The 19,051-nt window shown below is 60.7% G+C and carries 18 protein-coding genes; 12 read left to right on the top strand and 6 right to left on the bottom strand.

Features of this window, described 5'->3' with window-relative positions:
* Positions 1 to 302: 302 nt before the first annotated feature.
* Complete coding sequence (locus tag HKK52_RS30260) at positions 303 to 851, top strand: RNA polymerase factor sigma-70 (RefSeq protein WP_133838209.1); 549 nt, start codon at positions 303 to 305, stop codon at positions 849 to 851.
* Between the two features lie 135 nt (positions 852 to 986).
* Here HKK52_RS30260 and HKK52_RS30255 read toward each other — a convergent pair whose 3' ends face one another.
* The 3 genes from HKK52_RS30255 to HKK52_RS30245 all read right to left on the bottom strand — a co-directional run bounded on the left by HKK52_RS30255 (position 987) and on the right by HKK52_RS30245 (position 3,615).
* A complete protein-coding gene (locus HKK52_RS30255) occupies positions 987 to 2,000 on the bottom strand; it encodes a GNAT family N-acetyltransferase (RefSeq protein ID WP_169373778.1) in 1,014 nt (337 codons plus the stop codon).
* Positions 2,001 to 2,100: 100 nt separating this feature from the next.
* On the bottom strand, positions 2,101 to 2,895 hold the full coding sequence (locus HKK52_RS30250) for a substrate-binding periplasmic protein (protein ID WP_178117471.1): 795 nt from the start codon (positions 2,893 to 2,895) through the stop codon (positions 2,101 to 2,103).
* Positions 2,896 to 2,988: 93 nt separating this feature from the next.
* Entirely contained in the window at positions 2,989 to 3,615 is a 627-nt protein-coding gene (locus HKK52_RS30245) for a TetR/AcrR family transcriptional regulator (RefSeq protein ID WP_202027614.1), read from the bottom strand.
* Between the two features lie 190 nt (positions 3,616 to 3,805).
* Here HKK52_RS30245 and HKK52_RS30240 point away from each other — a divergent pair, with 190 nt between their 5' ends.
* From HKK52_RS30240 to ppnP, 8 genes are all read left to right on the top strand, one after another.
* Complete coding sequence (locus HKK52_RS30240; protein WP_169374317.1) at positions 3,806 to 5,596, top strand: acyclic terpene utilization AtuA family protein; 1,791 nt, start codon at positions 3,806 to 3,808, stop codon at positions 5,594 to 5,596.
* A gap of 12 nt (positions 5,597 to 5,608) precedes the next feature.
* Positions 5,609 to 6,478 carry an SDR family oxidoreductase gene (locus HKK52_RS30235; protein WP_169373777.1) on the top strand — a complete coding sequence of 290 codons (870 nt, stop codon included), beginning with the start codon at positions 5,609 to 5,611 and terminating at the stop codon, positions 6,476 to 6,478.
* Positions 6,479 to 6,481: 3 nt separating this feature from the next.
* A complete protein-coding gene (gene atuC, locus HKK52_RS30230; RefSeq protein ID WP_169373776.1) occupies positions 6,482 to 8,098 on the top strand; it encodes a geranyl-CoA carboxylase subunit beta in 1,617 nt (538 codons plus the stop codon).
* A 128-nt stretch (positions 8,099 to 8,226) separates the two neighbouring features.
* A complete protein-coding gene (gene atuD, locus HKK52_RS30225; protein WP_169373775.1) occupies positions 8,227 to 9,384 on the top strand; it encodes a citronellyl-CoA dehydrogenase in 1,158 nt (385 codons plus the stop codon).
* Positions 9,381 to 10,178: an enoyl-CoA hydratase/isomerase family protein gene (locus HKK52_RS30220; protein ID WP_169373774.1), complete on the top strand. Its 798-nt coding sequence runs from the start codon at positions 9,381 to 9,383 to the stop codon at positions 10,176 to 10,178. The genes atuD and HKK52_RS30220 overlap by 4 nt, the downstream gene beginning before the upstream one ends.
* Before the next feature lie 59 nt (positions 10,179 to 10,237).
* The gene (locus tag HKK52_RS30215) at positions 10,238 to 12,199 is read left to right on the top strand and encodes an acetyl/propionyl/methylcrotonyl-CoA carboxylase subunit alpha (RefSeq protein ID WP_169373773.1); all 1,962 of its coding nucleotides are present in this window, start codon (positions 10,238 to 10,240) and stop codon (positions 12,197 to 12,199) included.
* A 71-nt stretch (positions 12,200 to 12,270) separates the two neighbouring features.
* Entirely contained in the window at positions 12,271 to 12,813 is a 543-nt protein-coding gene (locus HKK52_RS30210) for an exonuclease domain-containing protein (protein WP_149661812.1), read from the top strand.
* A gap of 69 nt (positions 12,814 to 12,882) precedes the next feature.
* Positions 12,883 to 13,167, top strand: coding sequence for a pyrimidine/purine nucleoside phosphorylase (gene ppnP, locus HKK52_RS30205; protein WP_054614024.1), 285 nt, complete (start codon positions 12,883 to 12,885; stop codon positions 13,165 to 13,167).
* Between the two features lie 70 nt (positions 13,168 to 13,237).
* Here ppnP and HKK52_RS30200 read toward each other — a convergent pair whose 3' ends face one another.
* Together HKK52_RS30200 and HKK52_RS30195 are read right to left on the bottom strand one after the other, a co-directional pair.
* A complete protein-coding gene (locus HKK52_RS30200; RefSeq protein WP_169373772.1) occupies positions 13,238 to 14,044 on the bottom strand; it encodes an MOSC domain-containing protein in 807 nt (268 codons plus the stop codon).
* A 91-nt stretch (positions 14,045 to 14,135) separates the two neighbouring features.
* Complete coding sequence (locus HKK52_RS30195; protein WP_133838221.1) at positions 14,136 to 15,071, bottom strand: chemotaxis protein CheV; 936 nt, start codon at positions 15,069 to 15,071, stop codon at positions 14,136 to 14,138.
* Between the two features lie 441 nt (positions 15,072 to 15,512).
* On the opposite strand from HKK52_RS30195, the gene HKK52_RS30190 reads away from it, so the two are divergent.
* The 3 genes from HKK52_RS30190 to HKK52_RS30180 all read left to right on the top strand — a co-directional run bounded on the left by HKK52_RS30190 (position 15,513) and on the right by HKK52_RS30180 (position 18,049).
* Positions 15,513 to 15,983: a hypothetical protein gene (locus tag HKK52_RS30190; RefSeq protein ID WP_169373771.1), complete on the top strand. Its 471-nt coding sequence runs from the start codon at positions 15,513 to 15,515 to the stop codon at positions 15,981 to 15,983.
* Between the two features lie 516 nt (positions 15,984 to 16,499).
* Positions 16,500 to 17,393 carry a sensor histidine kinase gene (locus HKK52_RS30185; RefSeq protein ID WP_169374316.1) on the top strand — a complete coding sequence of 298 codons (894 nt, stop codon included), beginning with the start codon at positions 16,500 to 16,502 and terminating at the stop codon, positions 17,391 to 17,393.
* The gene (locus tag HKK52_RS30180; RefSeq protein WP_169373770.1) at positions 17,390 to 18,049 is read left to right on the top strand and encodes a response regulator; all 660 of its coding nucleotides are present in this window, start codon (positions 17,390 to 17,392) and stop codon (positions 18,047 to 18,049) included. Before HKK52_RS30185 ends, HKK52_RS30180 begins: the two co-directional genes overlap by 4 nt.
* Here HKK52_RS30180 and yegS read toward each other — a convergent pair.
* A complete protein-coding gene (yegS, locus tag HKK52_RS30175; protein WP_169374315.1) occupies positions 18,033 to 18,950 on the bottom strand; it encodes a lipid kinase YegS in 918 nt (305 codons plus the stop codon). The two genes, HKK52_RS30180 and yegS, sit on opposite strands and share 17 nt — an antisense overlap.
* Positions 18,951 to 19,051 lie beyond the last annotated feature (101 nt).

The following is a 19,051-nucleotide window of genomic DNA, read 5'->3' as shown; positions in this document are numbered from 1 at the left end:
CGTGCAGGGCGCGGTCTTCGCCGACCGCGCAAGGCTTGGGAATGCGGTTATGGCCGGGTCGTGTCCGGAACCATTCACCAATGAGAACGATTGATGTCTTGAAATAATTAGTCGGCAAGCTCCAACCCCAACAGGGCCGGGCGCGACAGCGTGTCGCAGTTCACACGCTGCACTTTTGTGGCGCATTAATTCTCTTTCTCAATTGACAATCATTATCATTCAACATAATTTGTCGCTCGATGTGTAGGACGGCTCCCAAACGCTTGTCGTCCCGCAACCCTATTTGCAGCAAGGTGATTTCCATGACGGAACAAGTATCCACAAGCAGGTGCGATTCACCGCTACTTCAGGCCTTTGTCGACAATCGACTGATTCTGGTCAAAATTGCAGCCCGCATTACGGGCTGCCGGTCGCGGGCTGAGGACGTGGTGCAAGATGCGTTTTTCCGGCTGCAATCGGCGCCGCAGATCACGTCGTCGTTCAAGGCTCAGCTCAGCTATCTGTTCCAGATCGTGCGCAACCTGGCGATCGACCACTACCGCAAACAGGCGCTGGAGCTGAAGTATTCCGGCCCTGAAGAGGAAGGCCTGAACGTGGTGATCCAGGGCGCTTCACCGGAAACCTCGCACATCAATTTCTCGACCCTGGAGCACATCGCCGACGCGCTGACCGAGCTGCCGAGCCGCACGCGCTACGCGTTCGAGATGTACCGTTTGCACGGCGTGCCGCAAAAGGACATCGCCAAGGAACTTGGCGTCTCGCCGACCCTGGTGAACTTCATGATTCGCGATGCGCTGGTGCATTGCCGCAAAGTGTCGGGCAGTCGCGCGGATACATTTGCCCGTCGTTAAGAGTTGAATTTTTCGTCGCCCCCGTTCGCGGGCAAGCCTCGCTCCTACAGGTTTTGCGCCAACCGCACACCTGTAGGAGCGAGGCTTGCCCGCGAAGGCTGGCTCAAGACCGCAACGGATCTTGCGCCTTACACCTCACGCCAACGTGCACCGATCAAAAAACCGCTCACGCCCCAACACCATCAACGCCGCGCGCTTGTGCGGGAAGTCGAATTCTTTCTCGCAGTGGAAACACTGGTTGTGCATGTGCCCGATCATCTTCGCGTTATCAGCGCGCGGCTCGGCCACCACGCGCTGGGTGCGCGGATCATCCAGAAACAGGTAATGCACCAGCGCCGATAACCAGCTCGCCACCTTGTGCGGGCCACGGTGCGCTTCTTCACCCACCAGCATGTGAATGCCGCGGTCGTAATCGCCGGCGTCGTAGAACGGCGCGATGCGATCTTCCTTGGCCCAGTAGGCTTCGAAGTAAGCGAACGGCTGATCATCGAAACAACCAATCAGCGTCAGGGTGTGCGGGTCGGCGTCGAGCTTGCTCAGGTATTCGCGATGCTTTTCGAGACTGCCCTCTTCCTGCCAGAAACTGGCCACCCGCGGGCTGTTCTGCCAGCGATTGAAACGCGTCAGGTCCTGTTCGATTTCTACCGTGCGCAACGACACCCACGCGCCGAGACGCGCGTCGAAACGTCGATAGACTTCGCCGCGCGGCTTGGCCGGGCGCAACGGATGACGCTTGCCGCCGCTGATGACCATCTGCTGCGGATAGCTGCCGGTCAGCGATTCGCCGAGCCACGGCTGTGGCAATTGCCAGAACAGCGTGCGTTCGCAGCGGTACTCGCCCGCCGTTTCGGTCGGGATCAGCAAACCGCTGAACAGGGCTTCGGTGGGCGCCTCGTCCAGGCGCCAGGTCAGGCGCTGGCAAGCCGGATCCCGGGCAAACAACCAATAGCAAGACGCCCAGAAGGCTTGACCGGCGGGCAAGCCGAAGCGTTCGTCGACTTCGATGTGCAACTCGGGTTCGCGGCTCAGGCGCAAGCGGATCAGCGGCTGGCCTTCGAGGCTGAGGCTCAGGCGGCTTTCGGTTTCATCGGCTACAAGACTGCGCCCTGACGGCAAGGCCAGGGCAGTCAGGTCATTCAGATTGGACATGGGTCGGGCTCACAGTAATCGTCGACAGTTCAACGATGTGACGTGAGCCGGGGCGGGAAATTTAAGCGAACTCGTTAAATCCGCGACCTGCGGCAGGTTTTCAGGACTTTGGCACCGGCACCACCGCGATCTTGTACGGCTCAAAAATCTTCAACAGTTGGCCGTTGTCGCGCAAGCCTTGCAGCAATTTGCTGAATGCCGGGCCGCTGATCGGCGCGGCCGGGCTGAGCAGCGCGTAGTGGTGATAGACCTGATCGATGCGCTGGGACACCAGCAACTGATCAGCGACTTGCTCGTTGCGCAGCAGGTAATCACTCAGATAGGAGCGCGTAACCAGGGCGATATCGGCGCGATCCCGCAAGACCATCAGCAAATTGCTGTCATGAGAATAGGTCAGCGTGGCATTGAAATTCTGCGCGAGGAATTTCGGGTCGGCATTGAAGTTGGCGAATTCGTAGTGGTACCCACTGAACAAGGCCAGACGCTTGCCCGCGAGGTCGGCAAAATAACTCTCGCGGCGCTCGGGCTTGCGTTGCGCGACAAAAATCTCGGCGTCTTCCAGGCCCATGTCAACGGTGGTGTGAGGAATGTCCTTCCAACCCCAATCCGGGTTTTCGAAGATGGCCATGTCCACTCGACCTTGCTTGAAATCGCCGAAACGCCGGGGAATCGAGGTGGGCACCAGCACGAACTGGTAATCGGTTTGCAACTGGTTCAGGGCTTCCACCAGTTGCGGCAACAGGCCAGTATCGGCGCCGGACTCCGGGCGCACGGTGTAAGGCGGGAAATGCGCGGCACCGACCCGTACCTGTTGCGCCGCCTGGGACGGCAACACCCATAGCACCGCAAATGCCGCCAGCAAAAGCCGCGACACCGTCCACATTGGCGAAGACATCAAAACAACCCACTCCCCAAATAAAATACGCATCAATGCATTCAAGCTAGGCGGTTTCGCCTACTTAGCCAGTTTATCGTCGAGATAGACGGCTCATGGCTTCTCTTCAAGCACCAGAATCAACGCCTCTTCGGCCAATTGCTCCAGGCTCATGCTGCCGCCGGCGCGAAACCAGGTGGTGGTCCAGGACAAGGCGCCCGTCAGGAACCGCCGGGTGATGAACACATCACCCCGGATAAAACCGGCGTTCTTGGCCTCCCCCAGCACCTGCAGCCAGATCGCTTCATAAATGTCTCGCAGCGCCAGCACCTGCACCTGCCCGTCTTCGGACAGCGAACGCCATTCGTAGACCAGCACCGCCATGGCTTCGCCGCTACCGCCCATGATCGACTGCAATTCGCAGCGAATCAGCGCCAGCACCCGTTCGCGCACGCTGTCGGCCTCGGCCAGGGCGGCGTGCATCAACGCGGTGTTGTAGCGAATGGTTTCCTCCATCACCGCGCGCAGGATTTCGTCCTTGCTTTTGAAGTGGTGGAAAATACTGCCCGACTGAATGCCCACCGCACTGGCCAGGTCGCGCACCGTGGTGCGTTCATAGCCTTTATTGCGGAACAGGTGAGCCGCCACTTGCAGCAGTTTGCCGCGGGCGCTGTCCGGGTCGGTCAATTGGCCGTTGTCGACCAATTCGCGCATCACCCCCAGGGCTTTTTGCTCGTCCACCCGTTCTCTCCTACAGTCGTTCAGTCAAATGCGCCCTTCGCCGCTAAAACAGCGGGGTTGCGCGGGCAATTTAAGCTGGCGAGAGCGACCAAGCAAGCGCTTGGGGCGAAGATATTTCAGGCGTTTACAAACCAAGCGCTTGCTTGGTAGTCTCGAGCCACTTCTGTCGGAGCTGAGCATGGGGTTGACTGTGCCAAAAACAATCCGCATCGGTTGCGCCAGCGCCTTCTGGGGCGACACCTGCACCGCCGCCGCGCAACTGGTGCAAGGCGGGCGCCTGGACTATCTGGTGTTCGATTACCTGGCCGAAATTACGATGTCGATCATGGCCGGCGCGCGGATGAAAGATCCCCAGGCCGGCTACGCCAGCGACTTCATCGAAGTCCTCAGTCCTTTGTTGTCGCAACTCGCCGAACAGAAGATTCGCGTCATCAGCAACGCCGGCGGGGTCAACCCGCAGGCTTGTGCCGCCGCCCTGCAAACGGCGTGCGACAAGGCCGGGGTGGCACTGAAGATTGCCGTGCTGCTGGGCGACGACCTGCAACCGCAATTCAAACCACTCGGTAGCCAGGGCATCCGCGAAATGTTCAGCGGCGCGCCGTTGCCGCCGCTGTGTGTGTCCACAAATGCTTATCTCGGTGCGCCGGGCATCGTCGAAGCCCTGCGCCTGGGAGCGGACATCGTCATCACCGGCCGGGTGGTTGATAGCGCCGTGGTCAGCGCCGCGCTGGTGCATGAGTTCGGCTGGTCGTGGCACGACTACGACAAACTGGCCCAGGCTGCATTGGCTGGGCACATCATCGAATGCGGCGCCCAGTGCACCGGCGGCAACTTCACCGACTGGCGCGAGGTGCCCGACTACGAGCACATCGGTTTCCCCATCGTCGAAGTCAGTGCCGACAGCCAGTTCCTCGTCAGCAAACCCGAAGGCTCCGGTGGGCTGGTCACGCCACTGACCGTCGGCGAGCAGATGCTCTATGAAATCGGCGATCCGCAGGCCTATCTGTTGCCGGACGTGGTCTGCGATTTCAGTCAGGTCAAACTTCAGCAACAGGGCAAGAATGTAGTGCAAGTCCACGGCGCCAAAGGCCTGCCGCCGACCGATCAATACAAAGTCAGCGCCACCTACCCCGACGGTTTCCGCTGCACCGCCAGTTGCCTGATCGCCGGCATTGACGCGGTGGACAAGGCGCGACGGGTCAGCGAAGCGATCATCAACAAGACGTCGCAGATTTTCAGCCAGCGCGGCTGGGCGCCCTACAGCGAAGTGAACATCGAGCTGCTCGGCAGCGAGGCCACCTACGGTGCCCACGGCCAACGCCAGGACAGCCGCGAAGTGGTGATCAAACTTGCCGTGCGCCACCCGAGTAAACAGGCGTTGATCGTGTTCTCCCGGGAAATCGCCCAGGCCGCCACTGGCATGGCCCCGGGATTGACCGGGATCGTCGGTGGACGACCGACCGTGTATCCGTTGATCCGGCTGTTCTCGTTCCTGATCGACAAAACGGCCTGCACGCTGGAAATTGACCTGAACGGCCAGCGCCATCCCTGCACCCTGCCCGCCCTCGATACACTCGATCCCGCTGATCTGCCCGTGCCGATTGAACCACCCCAACCCACCGAGCGGGCCGACGCCAGCGTGGCACTGATCAAACTCGCGGTGGCGCGCTCCGGTGACAAGGGCAATCACAGCAACATCGGGGTCATGGCACGGCAGCCGCAATTCCTGCCATGGATCGCCGAAGCACTGACGCCGGAGGTGATCGTCGACTGGATGAGCCATGTGCTCGACCCGGTCCACGGCCGTGTCGAGCGCTGGTACCTGCCCGGCACCCACAGCTTGAATTTCCTCCTGGAAAACGCCCTCGGCGGTGGCGGCGTGGCCAGCCTGCGGATCGATCCGCAAGGCAAGGCCTTCGCCCAACAACTGCTGGAGATCCAGATTCCGGTGCCCCAGGGCATCGCCGACCAGGTCAACTAGAGGACCGCTGCCATGGCTTACGACTCGATTTTCAAAGCCGATCTGTTTGCCGGCCAAACCATCATCGTCACCGGCGGCGGCAGCGGCATCGGCCGTTGCACCGCCCACGAACTGGCGGCCCTCGGCGCCCATGTGCTGCTGGTGGGGCGCAACGCCGACAAACTGCGCAACGTCGCCACCGAGATCGCCGAGGACGGCGGCAAGGCTGACTGGAAGACCTGCGATATTCGTGAGGAAGAAGCGGTCAAGCATCTGGTCAGCGAGTTGATCCGCCTGTTCGGACCGATTCATGGCCTCGTCAACAATGCCGGCGGCCAGTTCCCGTCGCCGTTGGCCTCGATCAACCAGAAGGGTTTCGAAACCGTGATGCGCACCAACCTGGTCGGCGGTTTTCTGATGGCCCGGGAAGTGTTCAATCAATCCATGAGCAAGCACGGCGGGGCCATCGTCAACATGCTCGCCGACATGTGGGGCGGTATGCCCGGCATGGGCCATTCGGGGGCGTCACGCTCTGGCATGGACAACCTGACCAAGACCGCCGCGTTCGAATGGGGTTATGCCGGGGTGCGGGTCAATGCCGTGGCGCCGGGCTGGATTGCCTCCAGTGGCATGGACACCTACGAAGGCGCGTTCAAAGCGGTGATCCCTACGTTGCGCGAACACGTGCCGCTCAAGCGTATCGGCACCGAATCGGAAGTGAGCGCGGCGATTGTGTTCCTGCTCAGCCCGGCGGCGGCATTTGTCAGCGGCAGTACGTTGCGCATTGATGGGGCCGCGAGCCTGGGCGGTCGGGCGTGGCCGATTCACAAAGCGCAAAACAGTGAGTCGTTCAATGGTTTTCATCGCGCGTACTTGCCCGATGTATTGAAAGACAAGGAATAAGCCATGCCGGTGATCCAGTCGCAAATCGACCCTTTCAGCGAACAGTTCGCGCAAAACCGTGCGGCGATGCTGGTGGGTATCGAGCAGGTCCGTGAGCTTGAACAGAACCTGCTGAACAAGGCCGCCGAAGCCAAGGCCAAATTCGACAAGCGCGGCCAACTGCTGCCCCGTGAACGCCTTAATTTGCTGCTCGACCCCGGCGCACCGTTCCTCGAACTGGCGAGCCTGGCCGGCTACAAGCTGCACGACGACAAGGACGGCAGTTCGGCCGGCGGCGGGCTGATTGCCGGGATCGGTTACGTGTCCGGCGTGCGGGTACTGGTGGTGGCGAACAACAGCGCGATCAAGGGCGGGACCATTTCCCCCAGCGGTTTGAAAAAATCCCTGCGCCTGCAACAGATCGCCCTGGAAAACAAACTGCCGGTGATCACCCTTGCCGAGAGCGGCGGCGCCAACCTCAATTACGCCGCCGAGATTTTCATTGAGGGTGCGCGCAGCTTTGCCAATCAGGCGCGGATGTCGGCCATGGGCTTGCCGCAGATCACCGTGGTACATGGCTCGGCTACGGCGGGCGGCGCCTATCAGCCGGGGTTGTCGGATTACGTGGTGGTGGTGCGCGGCAAGGCCAAGCTGTTTCTCGCCGGCCCGCCGTTGCTGAAAGCCGCCACGGGTGAAGTGGCCACCGATGAAGAACTGGGTGGCGCCGAAATGCACGCACAAACCGCTGGCACTGCGGAATACCTGGCTGAAAACGATGCCGACGGCGTGCGCCTGGTGCGGGAGATTGTCAGCCTGTTGTCATGGAACGAGCAGTTGCCCTGGCTACCCGAACCGCAGTGGAAGGAACCGCTCTACCCCATCGATGAGCTGCTGGGGCTGATCCCGGATGACCCGAAAAAACCCTACGACGTGCGCGAAATCATCGCCCGGATTGCCGACGCTTCGAACTTCCTTGAATTCAAGGGCGAGTTCGATCAGCAGACGATCTGCGGCCACCTGAAAATCCAGGGTCGCGCCTGCGGCTTCATTGGCAACAACGGCCCGATCACGCCGAAGGGCGCGAGCAAGGCGGCGCAGTTTATCCAGCTGTGCGACCAGAGCCAGACGCCGTTGCTGTTTTTCCACAACACCACCGGGTTCATGGTCGGCACCGAGTCAGAGCAGCAAGGGGTGATCAAGCATGGCGCGAAGATGATCCAGGCGGTGGCCAACGCCAGGGTGGCGAAACTGACCATCGTCGTCGGCGGTTCCTACGGGGCCGGCAACTACGCGATGTGCGGTCGCGGTCTCGATCCACGCTTCATCTTCGCCTGGCCCAACAGCCGCACCGCCGTGATGGGCGGTGCGCAGGCCGGCAAAGTGCTGCGGATCGTCACCGAGGCCAAGCAGCTCAAGGACGGCTTGGTGCCGGACCCGAAAATGCTCGACATGCTGGAGCAGGTCACCGCACAGAAACTCGACAGCCAGTCCACCGCGCTCTACGGCAGCGCCAGTTTGTGGGACGACGGGCTGATCGATCCGCGGGATACCCGGACATTACTCGGCTATTTGCTGGACATTTGCCACGAGGCCGAAATGCGGTCGCTGCAAGCCAACAGTTTTGGTGTAGCCAGATTTTGATCGTTCCCACGCTCTGCGTGGGAATGCAGCCCGGGACGCTCCGCGTCCCAAAGCGGACGCAGAGCGTCCATAGAGGCGTTCCCACGCTGAGCGTGGGAACGATCATGGATATAAGGAGAACAATAAAAATGATCTTCACCCAGGAACACGAAGCACTGCGCCGTACCGTTCGCCAATTCGTCGATCACGAGATCAACCCGCACGTCGAGGAATGGGAAAAGGCCGGACGTTTTCCGATCCATGAGATTTTCCGCAAGGCCGGCGACCTCGGTTTGCTCGGCATCTCCAAACCAGAGAAGTTTGGCGGCATGGGCCTCGACTACAGCTATTCGATCGTCGCCGCCGAAGAGTTCGGCACCATTCATTGTGGTGGGATTCCGATGTCCATCGGCGTGCAGACCGACATGTGTACCCCGGCCCTCGCCCGCTTCGGCTCCGATGAACTGCGTGAAGAATTCCTGCGCCCGGCGATCAGCGGCGAGCAAGTCGGTTGCATCGGCGTCTCGGAAGTCGGCGCAGGCTCCGATGTCGCCGGACTGAAAACCACCGCGCGCAAGGACGGCGACGACTACGTGATCAACGGCAGCAAGATGTGGATCACCAACTCTCCAAGCGCCGATTTTATCTGCCTGCTGGCCAATACCTCGGACGACAAACCCCACGTCAACAAGTCGCTGATCATGGTGCCGATGAACACGCCAGGCATCAGCCTGAGTTCGCACCTGGACAAGCTCGGCATGCGCAGTTCGGAAACTGCCCAGGTGTTTTTCGACAACGTGCGCGTGCCCCAGCGCAATCGCATCGGCCATGAAGGCGCGGGGTTCATGATGCAGATGTTGCAGTTCCAGGAGGAACGCCTGTTCGGCGCGGCGAACATGATCAAGGGCCTGGAGTACTGCATCGACAGCACCATCGAGTACTGCAAGGAACGCAAGACTTTCGGCAATGCACTGATCGACAACCAAGTGATTCACTTCCGTCTGGCCGAGCTGCAAACCGAAATCGAATGCCTGCGGGCGCTGGTCTATCAGGCCACCGAGCAGTACATCAAAGGCCAGGACGTCACGCGCCTGGCGTCGATGGCCAAACTGAAGGCCGGTCGTCTGGGGCGGGAAGTCAGCGACAGTTGCCTGCAATATTGGGGCGGCATGGGCTTCATGTGGGACAACCCGGTGGCCCGGGCCTATCGCGATGTGCGGCTGGTATCGATTGGCGGCGGCGCCGACGAAATCATGCTGGGGATCATCTGCAAACTCATGGGCACCCTGCCGGGGAAAAAGAAATGAATAGCCTGCCGGTTTGCCAGACGCTGTTGCTCGAACTGCACAACGGCGTGCTGCACATCACCCTCAATCGCCCGGAAAGCCGCAATGCCATGAGCCTGCAGATGGTCGCCGAATTGCGAGAAGTGCTGGCGACGGTACGCGATGACCAGGCCGTTCGGGCCTTGGTGATCGGAGGTGCCGGCGGGCACTTCTGCGCCGGCGGCGACATCAAGGACATGGCCAACGCCCGAGCTCAAGGGCCGGAAGCTTATCGCGACTTGAACCGCGCGTTTGGTGCGCTGCTGCAAGAGGTACAACACGCGCCGCAAGTGGTCATCACCGTGCTGCAAGGCGCAGTGCTCGGCGGTGGTTTCGGCCTCGCTTGCGTCAGCGACGTCGCGCTGGCCGATCATCTGGCGCAATTCGGTTTGCCAGAAACCAGCCTCGGCCTGCTGCCGGCGCAGATCGCGCCCTTTGTGGTCCAGCGCATCGGCCTGACCCAGGCTCGACGGCTGGCCCTGACGGCGGCGCGGTTCGACGGCACCCAGGCAAAACGCCTGGGTCTGGTGCATTTTGTCGAACACGATCCGCAAGCCTTGGCCGAGCGCCTCGAAGAGGTGTTGGCCCATGTATTGTGCTGCGCACCAGGGGCAAATGCATTGACGAAAAAACTGTTGCTGGCGAGTGCCGGGCAACCTGCCGATGCGTTGCTGGATCAGGCGGCGCAGTGGTTCAGTGAAGCGGTGACCGGGGTTGAAGGGGTCGAGGGGACGATGGCCTTCGTGCAAAAGCGTAAACCGGGGTGGGCTTTGTAGGAGCAAGGCTTGCCCGCGAAGAGGCCATCACATCCACCGCAAAAACAAGGGAGTAAAACATGCCCGGACTGAGCAAAATCCTGATCGCCAACCGCGGAGAAATCGCCTGCCGCATCCAGCGCACCGCCCAGGCCCTGGGTTACCGCACCGTCGCCGTCTTCAGCGATGCCGACGCCGATGCCCTGCACGTACAAATGGCCGACGAAGCCGTCAACATCGGTCCGGCCCCGGTGCAGCAGTCGTACCTGAACATCCCGGCCATCATCGATGCCGCCCGCCGCACCGGCGCTGATGCAATCCACCCCGGCTACGGTTTTCTCTCGGAAAACGCCGGCTTCGCCCTCGCCTGCCGAGAGGCCGATATCACCTTCATCGGCCCCAGCCCCGACGCCATCGAGTTGATGGGCAGCAAGCGCCTGTCGAAACTCGCCATGCTCGCGGCCGGTGTACCTTGCATCAAAGGCTATCAGGACGCTGAACAGGACGACGCCACCCTGAGTCGCGAAGCCGAACGCATCGGCTATCCGCTGATGATCAAGGCCAGTGCCGGGGGTGGCGGGCGCGGCATGCGCCTGGTACACGACGCCAGTGATTTGCTGGCGCAACTGCGCACCGCGCGATCTGAAGCCCTGCACGGGTTTGGCAGCGATGAACTGATCCTCGAACAGGCGCTGATCGATCCCCGCCACGTCGAAATTCAAGTGTTCGGCGACCAGCATGGCAACCTGATCTACCTCGGCGAACGCGACTGTTCGATCCAGCGCCGGCACCAGAAAATCATCGAGGAAGCGCCCTGCCCGGTGATGACCGCCGAACTGCGCCAGGCCATGGGCGAAGCGGCGCTCAAGGCGGGCCGCGCGGTGAACTACGTCGGCGCCGGCACGGTGGAGTTCCTGCTCGATGCGCGCGGGCAGTTTTACTTTCTGGAGATGAACACCCGGCTGCAAGTGGAACACCCGGTGACCGAACTGATCACCGGCCTCGACCTGGTGGCCTGGCAGCTCCATGTTGCCGAAGGCCTGCCGCTGCCGCTACGCCAGGAGGAGGTGCAGCTCAACGGACATGCCCTGGAAGTGCGCCTGTACGCCGAGGACCCGGCGCAGGGTTTCCTGCCGCAGACCGGGCAGATCAGTGCCTGGGAACCGGCGTTGCACGGTGACGTGCGCATCGACCATGGCCTGATCGAAGGCCAGCACATCAGTCCTTTCTACGACCCGCTGCTCGGCAAGCTTATCGCCCACGGCGCCACCCGCGAAGAAGCCCGGCGCAAATTGTTGCGGGCGGTGCAAGACAGCGTGCTGTTGGGCGTGCAAAGCAATCAACGTCTGCTCGCCAGCCTGCTGCAACACCCGCAATTTATCAGTGGCGAGTTCAGCACCGGGTTTATCCCGACGCACTTTGTCGACCATCCTTGCCTGCAAGCCCACGTCCCGAGCGCCGAAGAACTGGCCATCGCGGCGGCGCTGCTCTATCAGGCCTCAGCGCAACATCACCCTGCTCCGCTGGCAGGGTGGCGAAACAACGCCAGCGTGCCGCTGCACTATCGCCTCGGCATGGAAGATCAGGACTGGACAGTGGAGCTGAACGCGATACCGGGCGAGCCCTACCGGCTTCAGGTGGGCGCACGGACGCTCGAACTGAAGCTCATCCACTGCGACACAAGCCAGGCCACCCTGGAAATCGACGGCATTCGTCAGTGTCATGCCTATCGCCTCGACGCCGGGCAACTGTGGTTGTTCACCCGACCTGGCAGCCTGCGACTGGAAGATCGCACTCAGGCGCCGGTCAGCAGCCAGGCCAGCGTCAGCTCCGGCACGCTCAAGGCGCCGATGGACGGGGCGATCGTCGATGTGCTGGTCAGTGAGGGCAGCCCGGTCAGCAAGGGTCAGCTCTTGGTGGTGCTGGAGGCGATGAAAATGGAGCATCCGCTCAAAGCCGGCATCGACGGCGTGCTTAAACGGTTGCAGGTCCGGGTCGGCGATCAGGTAAAAAATCGTCAGATTTTGTTGGAGGTCGAATAAGGCGCTAGGCGGATCCGCCGGGTTTGGCTACGCTCAAGCCCTATCAGCACGCGGATACCAGGAACCCTGCGATGCCTCACTGGTTGGTCATTGATCTGGAAGCCACCACCGATGAGGGCGGCTGGCCAGTTACAGAAATGGAAATCATCGAAATCGGCGCCACCCTGGTGGACCGAAAAGGTCGAGAGCTGGACCAGTTCCAGCGCTTCGTACGCCCGACGCGCCGGCCTCTGCTGACGCCGTTTTGTCGGGAGCTGACCCACATCACCCAGGCCAATATCGATACCGCGCAGCCCTTGACCGAGGTCTGGCCGGCGTTCGAACGCTGGCTCGGCCAGCATCATTCGCGCCTGGAAGGCTGGGCCAGTTGGGGCGATTACGATCGCAAACAACTGCTACAGGAATGGCAACGCCTGCAACTCGACAGCTTCCTGAGCCAGGTGCCGCACATGAACCTCAAGCAGCGTTTCGCCAAGGCGCGACGGCTGGAGCGCCCGCTGGGGCTCAACGGTGCGCTGCAACTGGCGGGCATGCAATTCAATGGGCAACAGCATCGAGCGCTGGAAGATGCGCGCAATACCGCGCGGCTATTACCGCTGGTGCTGCCCCTCTAGGAAGGTGACGGCGCCAGGGGTGTTGTGCATACTGGCCGGCCCTTTTCAGCCCTTTTCGAGGAATCGCCCATGTTTAAAGTCAACGAGTACTTCGACGGCACCGTCAAGTCGATCGCTTTCGGCACCGCTGAAGGTCCGGCGACCATCGGCGTCATGGCCCCGGGCGAATACGAATTCGGTACCAGCCAGCGTGAAATCATGCACGTGGTGACCGGCGCGCTGACCGTCAAACTGCCGGACAGCAGCGACTGGGAAACCTTCGCCGCCGGCAGCCAGTTCAACGTGCCGGCCAACAGCAAATTCCAGCTGAAAGTGGCCGTCGACACCGCTTACCTGTGCGAATACCGCGGCTAAACCCCCGGGTTTCACAGCGACAAAAAAATGCCCGTGTCCAATGACACGGGCATTTTTCATTCAGGGACGGCTATTCGAGGATCGTCACCGGCATGCCGACTGCCAGTCGACCATTGCTGTCGTTGACCAGGTTTTGGCCGAACATCGCACCGTCCGCCTCGGCCCGATACTTTTGCAGCGTGGCCAGGGGCTCACGATCATCGCTACGCACGCCGGTCTGCGGATCGATGGTGGTCAGGATGCATCGCGAACACGACTTGACCACGCGGAACTCGACATCACCGATGCGAATGCGTTTCCAGCCATCCTCCGCGTAGGCTTCGCTGCCCTCAATCACCAGGTTCGGCCGGAAGCGCAGCATTTCCAATGGTCGCCCAACCTTCTGCGACAGGTCTTCCAGTGACGCCTGGCCGATCAACAACAGCGGAAAGCCATCGGCGAAGGCCACCTGATCGTCTTCCTTGCCGTAGCCTGACTGGGTGGTGCGCGCGCGATCCAGCGGCACTTGCACCAATCGCGTCGGCTTGCCGATGAACTCACTGACCCACGCCCCCGCCGCGTCGCCAGCATCGGGCACGCGCAAGGTGTCGCGCCAAATGGTCACGCCGCGCAGTTCGGCGTCGCTGCCGGGCAAGGCGATATCAATCGGTGAATGGCCTGGGGCGTTGAGGGTCAAGCCTCCGTCGGCATTCCACAGCGCCGACAGCTGGCTCATCTGCGCCACCGCGCGTTGGGTCAGGAAGCGCCCGCTGGCTTCGTCCACCAGCATCCAGCGTCGATCCCCGTCCAGACCCAGTTTGTCGAGGCTGACCTGTTGCAGGGGCTCGCCCTTGCCGGATTTCAACGGATAACGGTAAAGCGCGCTCAGACGCAACATGGCCAGCTCCCTGGTGGGCAAAAAACGCCACCCTATACGAGCTTGATCGCTGAATCAAAGGCTGACGCGATGCCAGCCTTCGGCGTCGGGATCAGGCCGGCACTTCGTCGAGCATCAGGCGCTGGCGCACCACGTCGACGAGTTTGTCCGGCTGGAACTTGGAGAGGAAGTTGTCGCAGCCGACCTTCTTCACCATCGAGTCGTTGAAACTGCCGGACAACGAGGTGTGCAGGACCACGTAGAGACCTCGCAGACGCGGGTCGTTACGGATCTCGGTGGTCAGGCGGTAGCCGTCCATTTCCGGCATTTCGGCGTCGGTGAAAATCATCAGCAGTTTGTCGGTCATGACCACGCCGGTATCGGCCCAGGCCTTGAGCATGTTCAGGGCCTTCAGGCCGTCGCTGGCGATGTGCATCTTCACGCCCAACTGACCGAGGGTGTCGCGCAATTGCGAGAGCGCCACGTTCGAGTCGTCCACCAGCAGCACTTCACGGCCACGGGCGCGTTCCAGCACCGGGTCATCCAGTTTTTCCTTGGACACCTTGGCGTTGTACGGGACGATTTCGGCGAGGACTTTTTCCACGTCGATGATTTCCACCAACTGGTCATCGACCTTGCTGATGGCGGTCAGGTAGTGCTGGCGACCGGCGCTGGTCGGCGGCGGCAGAATGGCTTCCCAGTTCATGTTGACGATGCGGTCCACGCCACCGACCAGGAACGCCTGCACCGAGCGGTTGTACTCGGTAACGATGATGGTGCTGGTGGGGCTGGGCACCAACGGACGCATGCCGATGGCCTGGGACAGGTCGATCACCGGCAGCGTCTGGCCACGCAGGTTGACCACACCGCAGACAAACGGATGGCGCTGGGGCATCAGGGTCAGCTTCGGCAGTTGCAGCACTTCCTGGACTTTGAAAACGTTGATCGCGAACAATTGCCGCCCGGCCAGCCGGAACATGAGAATTTCCAGGCGATTCTCACCCACCAGTTGCGTGCGTTGGTCTACCGTGTCGAGAATGCCGGCCATCAATGACTCCTGGGCTTGTTCTGATGAATTCACTAAAGAGGGTTATCGGCTGTTATTGCTAGAGCTTGACCCCCAGACAAAATGCCACGCTCAGGCATTGATGTCACATTAACATCATGCTTTACTGGCCTCGTGATTTCATCTGCTTCATTCCCTGTCGCGCGACCTCGGTTTGCACGTTAGGTTCCCCTGTGTAAGGGATTCCCCTAGTAACAATCAGGCCCAACCTGATATTCGCAATATCCAATAGCCATTAATGTGACGCCATTCTCATTGCATGAACGGAGTCAGGCTTTTGTGTGCGATCGCAGGTCAGTGGCCCCCCACCCTCTCAAGTTCTCCAGCGCGCGCAAAAGCGGGCCGGAGCGTGCTCGGGCAACAACGCGTGATCATCGACACACACGACATTCCCTCATCAGACGTGACGTGGTGGAGATAAGCATGCCGAACGACCATAAAGAGGGGGCTCAGCGCCTTCCCGAGTTTCTCGTCGAGGCTGAAACACTCCTGGCCAAGTCCGAGGAATGCCTCAGTCATCTGCAACTGATCAGCAACGATACAGATGCCATCGACTGCATGCTCAGCAGCCTGCTTAAACTGGCAAACAAGGCCGATGCCCTGGCGCTGGAAGCGGTTTCGGAGTTTTCGCTGCACATCCATGGTCTGTTGAACCATGCCCAACATCACATGGCCCTGAACAAACAGGCCCTCGATGCACTGAAAGACTGCTTCACACTGATGGCCTGGCAACTCGAACTCATCGATCCCAAAACCGGTCAGTTGAGCCTGGATGACAGCGAACAGGCGTCGCTGATCGAAGCCTTTGCCTTTCAGGTCGGACAAAGCCGGTTTCAGCCTCCAGCCCACGCCAAACCGCTCACCCTCGTCGCCTTCTCGGAACGGCAAGCTTAAATTTGCCGGGTAACTGTGCGTCGCCTGGTTCTTGTATTGCCCGGCCCCGACTCAGTAACTTGAATGCCCATGTCGCAATTGAATATTTCATACCTGTCAACGACAGCTCAATAAACATTATTTGATCTTGTCGAGCGCGGACTCTCTGTCCCGGGCTCAGGTATCGCCTGACTTTAAAAACAACACCTCAGGCGTCCTCACTATATTCGAGCGACAAGCAACCCAACTTTTTCCATTATGGAACCAACGTCCAAACTCCATAATTCCTGACTGCGTGGACATATATACCAAACGCGACCAACGGTATCTTAAGTGGTATTATCCCGGCCATTAGTTGGCTTCTAATAATGGCACTGTGATTCAAGACGAGAGCAGCCCGCTAAACTTCATGGCTGGATTTCATCTTCTGGTCAGCCCCATTGAAGTCGGTGATTCACCCAACAGTTTTTCAGACAGAGACCCGTCAGCCATCATGGCCGGTCTGCCCGCAGCGAACATCCATTGGCTCCATCTGCTATGTACGCCAGCCTCAAGTCAATTACCACGTGGCCCCCTTCCCGAGAAAACGCGCGCCGGTTCACGCTGTTGCTGTGCACCTGCTCGGCGCTTGGCAGTCTGCTGGTCTATGGCTTCTCCACTCTCCTGCCGGTGAGCCTGCTGATACTCAATATGGCAGCACTGACCTGTGTCTGGGTCGGGCATCGCCTGTCGCGCAAGTCGATCAAGTTTCAACCGCAAGAGTTGGCCGACCGTCTGCTGCAAGTACAGGAAAACGAACGCCATCGGCTCAGCCGCGAGTTGCACGACGACATCGGCCAATTGCTGACGGCGGCCAAACTGCAAAGCGAATGGCTCAAGCGCCGTCTGCCCGAAGAGCTACAGGGCCAATGCTCGGTGCTCTGTGAAACCCTGGAAGAAACCCTGACCAAGGTGCGTGACGTCTCGGCCATTCTCAACCCCCGGCAGTTGACCAGTCTCGGGCTGGAAGCCAGCCTGCGGGCACATTTGCTCAAGACCCTGGCCAATACCTCGGTGCACTGGAGCCTGGAATGCCATCAGCGCCTGACCGGCATTCCGGAAGAAATGGCCGTGGCGGCTTTTCGGATTACCCAGGAAGCGGTGACCAATATTCTGCGCCATGCCGATGCCAGGAACCTGTTGGTGCGCGTGCAACGCCTGCCGCAGGGCCTGACTCTGCTGATCAGCGACGACGGCCTGGGCTTTGCGCCCGCCGCCAACCCGGGGCGCGAGGGGCAACGCGGCATGGCCGGGATGTCGGAACGGATCGAACAATTGGGCGGGACCTTGGCCGTGACCAGCGAGCCGGGCAAAGGCACTCAAATCGAAGCACTTTTCCCCTGGGCGCCCCGCGCGCTCGAACGGGCCAGTACGAATAAGGTTATGCGTTGACTTGTAACTTACTCCTGGTGGATGACCACTCGCTTATCCGGGCCGGCGTACGCGCTCTGGTGCTGGATATTCCCGGCTACGCGGTAGTTGGCGAGGCCAATGACGGCTCGCAACTGCTGGAGATGGTGGAGCAACTGTCCCCGGACATCGTCCTGCTGGACATTTCCATGAAGGAGACCGGCGGCCTCGAAGCCTTGCAGCGCCTTAAAAAGGTTCGCCCACAAAGCAAGGTCCTGATCCTGTCGATGCACACCGACCCGGCGCTGATCATGCAGGCCCTGGAGTCCGGCGCCCATGGCTACTTGCTCAAGGACACCACCGCCACCGAGCTCGAACACGCCCTGGACGCCCTGCGCAACAACGAACGCTACCTGAGCCCGGCGATTGCCCACACGGTGATCAATCAGGCACTGACCCGCACCCAGAAAAACCAGGCGCCGATCCCGGACTCCCACAACCTGACCGCTCGCCAGCTGGAAATCCTGCGATTGATCGTACGTGGCAAATCCACCCGGGAAATCGCCAACGGCCTGGGCCTGAGTATCAAGACCGTCGAAACCCACCGCTCGCAGATCATGAAACGCCTGCAGATCTACGACGTGGCGGGCCTGGTGCTATTCGCCGTGCGTGAACAAATCATCAGTCTGGATGATTGACGGCCCGGGATGAGCCCAGCAGCGGTGAGTCCGCTGGCAAGTGCACGCGCAATGCCGCCGGACGCGCCTCGAAACGCAGGTTGTCACCCTCCAGGGGTTCGCCGTCGAGGTTGATGTGCAGGCCTTCCGACACCTTGATCTCGACCCACGGCAAACGGGCGCGCACGAACATGTTGTCGAAGCCGAAGCCCTCGGTCAGCAGATTTTTCAACGTGCCGACCACCTCCTGCGGTGCCGGCAGAATGCTGATATCCAGCAGTCCATCGTCCGCCAGCGCCTCCGGGCACAACACTCGGCCGCCGCCGGCCTGTCGGCCATTGCCGATTCCCAACGCCAGCAGCTCGCCACGCCAGTGAAAGTCCGGCCCCTGCAATTCGCCATAGGCGGCATGCAATTCGCTGAAACGCGATAAACCGGTGAACAGGTACGCCGCACCGCCCAGGATCTTTTTCAGGTCTTCCGAGGTATTGGCCGTAACGTTACTGCCAAAACCGCCAGTGGCCATATTCAGAAACACTTGTCCGCCGACCTCGCCCAGATCGATCGGGACTGGTGCGCTGTCCAGCAGCTCCAGGGCTTGGGCAGGTTCCAGAGAAATACCGGCGGCACGTGCGAAATCGTTGGCAGTGCCCAAAGGCAACAGCACCAGGCTGGCCTCGTTCGGATGCGCCGCCATGGCTTCGGCGATATCGCGCAACGTGCCGTCGCCACCACCGGCAATCACTTGCGGGTAACCGGCGGCCAACGCCTCATCCACCAGGCGCCGGGCATCACCGGCCTCCCAGGTCACCCGAACGGCCAGCTCCCACCCCTGCTTGCGCTTGCCTTCAACTGCCGCGCGGACATCCTCATTGAGTGCCTGCTTGCCATGCAGAATCAACAGCGCCTTGCGCTCACCCATAGCGATCACTCCCATAATTGGCATCCGTATGAGAGATGTTGACCTCACAGGCAGGCAAAAAAGTCAGGTGAACTTGAATAAATTCAAAGTCACAGCGTTTT

The organism is Pseudomonas sp. ADAK2 (assembly GCF_012935755.1).
In the GTDB taxonomy this organism is placed as follows: domain Bacteria; phylum Pseudomonadota; class Gammaproteobacteria; order Pseudomonadales; family Pseudomonadaceae; genus Aquipseudomonas.
The sequence above is the reverse complement of the archived record's forward strand: the minus strand, read 5'-3'. Positions and strand labels throughout refer to the sequence as shown.

What these genes read in the sequence shown, in the direction of transcription:
- HKK52_RS30255 (WP_169373778.1), bottom strand. Translation starts at nt 2,000, where the DNA reads ATGTCCAATCTGAATGACCTGACTGCCCTGGCCTTGCCGTCAGGGCGC.
- HKK52_RS30190 (WP_169373771.1), top strand. Translation starts at nt 15,513, where the DNA reads ATGCCGAACGACCATAAAGAGGGGGCTCAGCGCCTTCCCGAGTTTCTC.
- HKK52_RS30210 (WP_149661812.1), top strand. Translation starts at nt 12,271, where the DNA reads ATGCCTCACTGGTTGGTCATTGATCTGGAAGCCACCACCGATGAGGGC.
- atuC (WP_169373776.1), top strand. Translation starts at nt 6,482, where the DNA reads ATGCCGGTGATCCAGTCGCAAATCGACCCTTTCAGCGAACAGTTCGCG.
- HKK52_RS30250 (WP_178117471.1), bottom strand. Translation starts at nt 2,895, where the DNA reads ATGTCTTCGCCAATGTGGACGGTGTCGCGGCTTTTGCTGGCGGCATTT.
- HKK52_RS30215 (WP_169373773.1), top strand. Translation starts at nt 10,238, where the DNA reads ATGCCCGGACTGAGCAAAATCCTGATCGCCAACCGCGGAGAAATCGCC.
- HKK52_RS30195 (WP_133838221.1), bottom strand. Translation starts at nt 15,071, where the DNA reads ATGGCCGGCATTCTCGACACGGTAGACCAACGCACGCAACTGGTGGGT.
- yegS (WP_169374315.1), bottom strand. Translation starts at nt 18,950, where the DNA reads ATGGGTGAGCGCAAGGCGCTGTTGATTCTGCATGGCAAGCAGGCACTC.
- ppnP (WP_054614024.1), top strand. Translation starts at nt 12,883, where the DNA reads ATGTTTAAAGTCAACGAGTACTTCGACGGCACCGTCAAGTCGATCGCT.
- HKK52_RS30220 (WP_169373774.1), top strand. Translation starts at nt 9,381, where the DNA reads ATGAATAGCCTGCCGGTTTGCCAGACGCTGTTGCTCGAACTGCACAAC.
- HKK52_RS30235 (WP_169373777.1), top strand. Translation starts at nt 5,609, where the DNA reads ATGGCTTACGACTCGATTTTCAAAGCCGATCTGTTTGCCGGCCAAACC.
- HKK52_RS30200 (WP_169373772.1), bottom strand. Translation starts at nt 14,044, where the DNA reads ATGTTGCGTCTGAGCGCGCTTTACCGTTATCCGTTGAAATCCGGCAAG.
- HKK52_RS30260 (WP_133838209.1), top strand. Translation starts at nt 303, where the DNA reads ATGACGGAACAAGTATCCACAAGCAGGTGCGATTCACCGCTACTTCAG.
- HKK52_RS30185 (WP_169374316.1), top strand. Translation starts at nt 16,500, where the DNA reads ATGTACGCCAGCCTCAAGTCAATTACCACGTGGCCCCCTTCCCGAGAA.
- atuD (WP_169373775.1), top strand. Translation starts at nt 8,227, where the DNA reads ATGATCTTCACCCAGGAACACGAAGCACTGCGCCGTACCGTTCGCCAA.